At 77.2% G+C, this 3803-nt stretch carries 4 protein-coding genes; 1 reads left to right on the top strand and 3 read right to left on the bottom strand.

Annotation, left to right across the window (positions count from 1 at the left end; translation table 11 throughout):
- Positions 1–122: 122 nt before the first annotated feature.
- The 3 genes from ABD879_RS32315 to ABD879_RS32305 all read right to left on the bottom strand — a co-directional run bounded on the left by ABD879_RS32315 (position 123) and on the right by ABD879_RS32305 (position 2951).
- Positions 123–875 carry a FadR/GntR family transcriptional regulator gene (locus ABD879_RS32315; protein WP_345025584.1) on the bottom strand — a complete coding sequence of 251 codons (753 nt, stop codon included), beginning with the start codon at positions 873–875 and terminating at the stop codon, positions 123–125.
- Positions 876–1087: 212 nt separating this feature from the next.
- Entirely contained in the window at positions 1088–2548 is a 1461-nt protein-coding gene (locus tag ABD879_RS32310; RefSeq protein ID WP_345025583.1) for an aldehyde dehydrogenase family protein, read from the bottom strand.
- Positions 2549–2651: 103 nt separating this feature from the next.
- On the bottom strand, positions 2652–2951 hold the full coding sequence (locus ABD879_RS32305) for a hypothetical protein (RefSeq protein WP_345025582.1): 300 nt from the start codon (positions 2949–2951) through the stop codon (positions 2652–2654).
- Positions 2952–2981: 30 nt separating this feature from the next.
- On the opposite strand from ABD879_RS32305, the gene ABD879_RS32300 reads away from it, so the two are divergent.
- Positions 2982–3803: ROK family transcriptional regulator (locus tag ABD879_RS32300; RefSeq protein ID WP_345025581.1), on the top strand; the 822-nt coding region annotated here is incomplete at its 3' end.

The following is a 3803-nucleotide window of genomic DNA, read 5'->3' as shown; positions in this document are numbered from 1 at the left end:
CGCGCGGATCAGCGCCGCGGCGCGCGCGCCGAAGCCCTCCACCGACGGCAGCACCGCGTCGAAGCCGGCGCCGGCGCGCCGGCCCGCGGCGGCGCCCGGCGGGGTGGCCCGCGTCACCGCACTCACCGTCCCACCAGGTCGAGGTGCAGCCCGATGAGCCGCTCGATGGCCTCGGTCACGTGCTCGCGGGCCAGCCGCGCGGCGCGCTCGCCCTCGCCCGCCCCGATCGCCCCGGCGATCCGGCGGTGCTGCTCGGCCATCCGGCCGCCGACGGCGCCGCCGGCGCCCGGCAGCCACAGCAGCGGGCCGATCTCGGTCTGCATGGCGATCTCGGCGCGGGTCAGCCGGGCCGAGTGGGCCGCGGCGGCCACTTCGACGTGGAAGCGGCCGTCGGTGCGGTGCCGCCGGTCGGGGTCCGGTGCGGCGGCGAACGCCTCGGCGGCGTCCGACAGGCGCCGCACGTCCTCGGGCGAGGCCAGGTCGGCGGCCAGCAGCGCGGCGCCGGTGGCCAGCGCGGTGTAGTGGTCGCCGAGGTCGCGCAGGTCCTCCACGGACAGCTCGCGCAGCCGCGCGCGCCGGTGGGCCGCGGTCTCGCGGGGCGACGGCCCGCGCACGAAGCTGCCGCCGCCCCGGCCGCGGCGGGTGACGATCAGCCCCTGGCCGCGCAGCTCGCCGAGCGCCTCGCGGACCGTGGCGATGGCAACGCCGAGCTGGTCGGCCAGGTCGGCCTCGCTGGGCAGCTGCTCGCCGTCGGCCAGCAGCCCGAGGCAGATCGCGTCGGCCAGCCGCCGTGTGATCAGCTCGGCCCGGCCCAGGCTGTCCAGCGGCGTGAACACGGCGAGCCGGGTGATCGCGGACGCGTTCGGCGCGGGCATGGCGGCGGCCCCCCGTCGAAAAACCTGCGGTCAAACATGCGGTCCCGTGAGTTTCCGGCCGATGCTACTGGAGGGCGCCGGCCGGCGTCAGTCTCCCGGGACCGGCGCCGTGCCGGGGTCCGGATCCCGACGACGCCCGCCGGGCTCGGTCGCACCACGCGCTTGCGCCGCGGCCCGGGGCCGTGGGCCGCGGCGATGCGCCGGGCGTCGGCTCAGAACGGATAGTGGGCGTGCTGCGTGGCGACCGTGACCCAGCGGGTGTTGGAGAACGCCTCGATGCCCCACCGCCCGCCGAACCGCCCGTACTCGGAGGCCTTGAACCCGCCGAACGGGGCCTGCGGCTCGTCGGCCACCGACTGGTCGTCGACGTGCACGATGCCGGTGCGGATGCGCCGCGCCACCTTCAGCCCGTGCGTGGCGTTCTCGGTGATGACGCCCGCGGTGAGCCCGTTGTCGGTGTCGTTGGCCAGCGCCACGGCCTCGTCGTCGGTGGCGAAGCTCTCGACCACGCAGACCGGGCCGAACGCCTCGGCGTAGTACAGGGCGGCCTCCTTGGGCACGCCGGTCAGCACGGTCGCCGGGTGCACCGCCCCGTCCGGCTCGCCGCCGCCGGTCAGCACCCGGGCGCCCTTGCCCACCGCGTCGCGGACCAGGGCCGCCACGCGGCGCGCCGCGTCCGCCGAGAACAGCGGGCCGATGACGGTGGCCGGGTCGTCCGGGGAGCCGGACGGCAGCCCCGCCACCTTCGCGGTGAACCTGGCGGTGAACTCCTCGGCCAGCGACTCGTGCACCAGCACCCGGTCGCCGGACATGCAGATCTGCCCGGCGTTCATGAACACCCCGAACGCGGCGGCGTCCACGGCGTAGTCCACGTCGGCGTCGTCCAGCACGATGATGGCGTTCTTGCCGCCCAGCTCCAGCACCGCGGGCTTGAGGCGGCGGGCCGCCTGCTCGCCGATGATCCGGCCCACGTTCGTCGAACCGGTGAAGTTGACCGCGCGCACCCGCGGGTCGGCGATGAGCGCGTCGGCGACCGCGGGCGCGTCGGCCGGGTCGTTGCTGACCACGTTGAGCACGCCGGCCGGCAGCCCGGCGTCGCGCAGCACGTCGGCCACGAAGTAGCCGCAGGCCAGCGGGGCGTCCTCACTGGGCTTGAGCACCACCGCGTTGCCCGCCGCCAGCGCCGCCGCCACCGCCCGCACCCCCAGGATGATCGGGGCGTTCCAGGGGGAGAACGCGGCGACCACGCCGACCGGCTCGCGCACCGCCAGCCCGAGCGCGCCCTCCTCCTGCGCCGACAGCACCTCGCCGCGCGGCGCGGTGACCGCGGCGGCCGCCTCCCGCAGCATGCCGGCGGCCGGCGCCACGTTGAAGTGCGCCCACGGCCGGGTGCCGCCCACCTCGCCCGCCATCAGGTCGGCGGCCTGCTCGCCGCGCTCCTCCAGCAGGTCGGCGGCTTCGAGGAGGACGGCCCGGCGGGCGAAGGGGGCGACCGCGGCCCAGTCCTCGAACGCGGCCTGCGCGGCGTCGACGGCGAGCGTCACGTCCTCGGGCCCGGCGGCCGCCACGGTCGCGTACGTCTCGCCCGTGTAGGGGGCGACGTCCCGCGTCGTGCGGCCCGACCGGGCGGGCACGTCCTCGCCTGCGATCAGCAGCTGTCGGGTGAGGGGCATGCCGCTCCAGCATTGTGGTCGGCGCCACATTCACGAAGCCCGCTTTTCCACTCAATGGAAAACCTCGTGAGAAATCGGGAAGAAAGCCCCTTGCGGCACGGGCTCACCCGGTACTGCTCGCCGGGGCCGCGCCGCCGCGCCGAGCCGCCGCACCGCGCCGCCGCACCGCGCCGCCGCACCAGGCGGGCCCGACCGGCCCGACCACCACCAGGCCCAACGCGAAGCCCGACGGGTAGAGGGCGGCCTCGCCGCGCGGCAGGTCACGCTCGGCGCGCAGCTCGGGCAGGATCGCGCCGAGCCCGGTCGGCACGTGGCCGAGGCGGCCGAACGCCGTGTGCCGGACCGGCGTCCCGGCGGTCCTGGTCGCGACGGCTCTTGGGAGGATCGAATATGCTCGTGCCACGAGGTAATCGCGGCGGGCGAGGATGTCACCATGCAGCAGACCGCGCACCGGGCCCGCAGCCAGCGGTGGCAGGGCGCGCTGGCGGTGCTCCGCCACGTCCACGCGCACCCCGCGGCCACCCGGGCCGAGGTGGCGCGCGCCCTCGGTCTCAGCAGCGGCTCGGCCACCGAGATCACCGCCCGGCTGAAGGCGGCACGGCTGGTCGCCGAGGCCGACCCGCGTCCCACCGGCGAGCGGGGCCGTCCGTCGCCCGCCCTGGTGGCCCACTCGCGCGGCCCCCTGGTGTGCGTCGTCGACATCGGCCACGAGCACTGGCGCGTCGCGACGGTCGAGCTGGGCGGGGGCATCGCCGGCCTGGAGTCCGGGCGGCATGCCGACCGCGACGCCGACGCCGTGCTCGGCCACCTGCGCGGCAAGGTCGCGGCCGTACGGCGGCGGTACGGCCCGCGCGTGCGCGCCGTGTCGGTCGCGGTCGCGGGCACGGTGCGGGACGGCACGGTCGTGCAGGCCTCCGGGATGGGCTGGAGCGATGTGGACCTGCAGTTGCTGCCGTCCGGCTCCCGCACGCCCCTGCTGGTCGGCAACGACGCGTCCCTGGCCGGGCTGGCCGAGGCGCGGCGCGGCGTCGGCGCCGGCGCACGCGTGGTGCTGCACCTGACCGTCGAGGTCGGCGTCGGCGGCATCCTCGTCGTGGACGGGCGGCCCGTCGACGGCGCCACCGGCGCGGGCGGCGAGTTCGGGCACATGCCGTTCGGCGACCCCGCGCGCGCATGCCCGTGCGGCGCCCACGGCTGCTGGCACCTGGAGGTCGTCGGCCGCGCCAAGGAGCGCGCGCTCGGCCGGCCGCCGCCG

Origin of the sequence: Actinomadura keratinilytica, assembly GCF_039539665.1 — a bacterium.
GTDB lineage: Bacteria > Actinomycetota > Actinomycetes > Streptosporangiales > Streptosporangiaceae > Spirillospora > Spirillospora keratinilytica.
Note: the sequence above shows the minus strand (reverse complement) of the source record. Positions and strands in the feature narration are given on the sequence as shown.

Coding starts and splice junctions, on each gene's coding strand:
- ABD879_RS32315 (WP_345025584.1), bottom strand. CDS start 875: ATGCCCGCGCCGAACGCGTCCGCGATCACCCGGCTCGCCGTGTTCACG.
- ABD879_RS32310 (WP_345025583.1), bottom strand. CDS start 2,548: ATGCCCCTCACCCGACAGCTGCTGATCGCAGGCGAGGACGTGCCCGCC.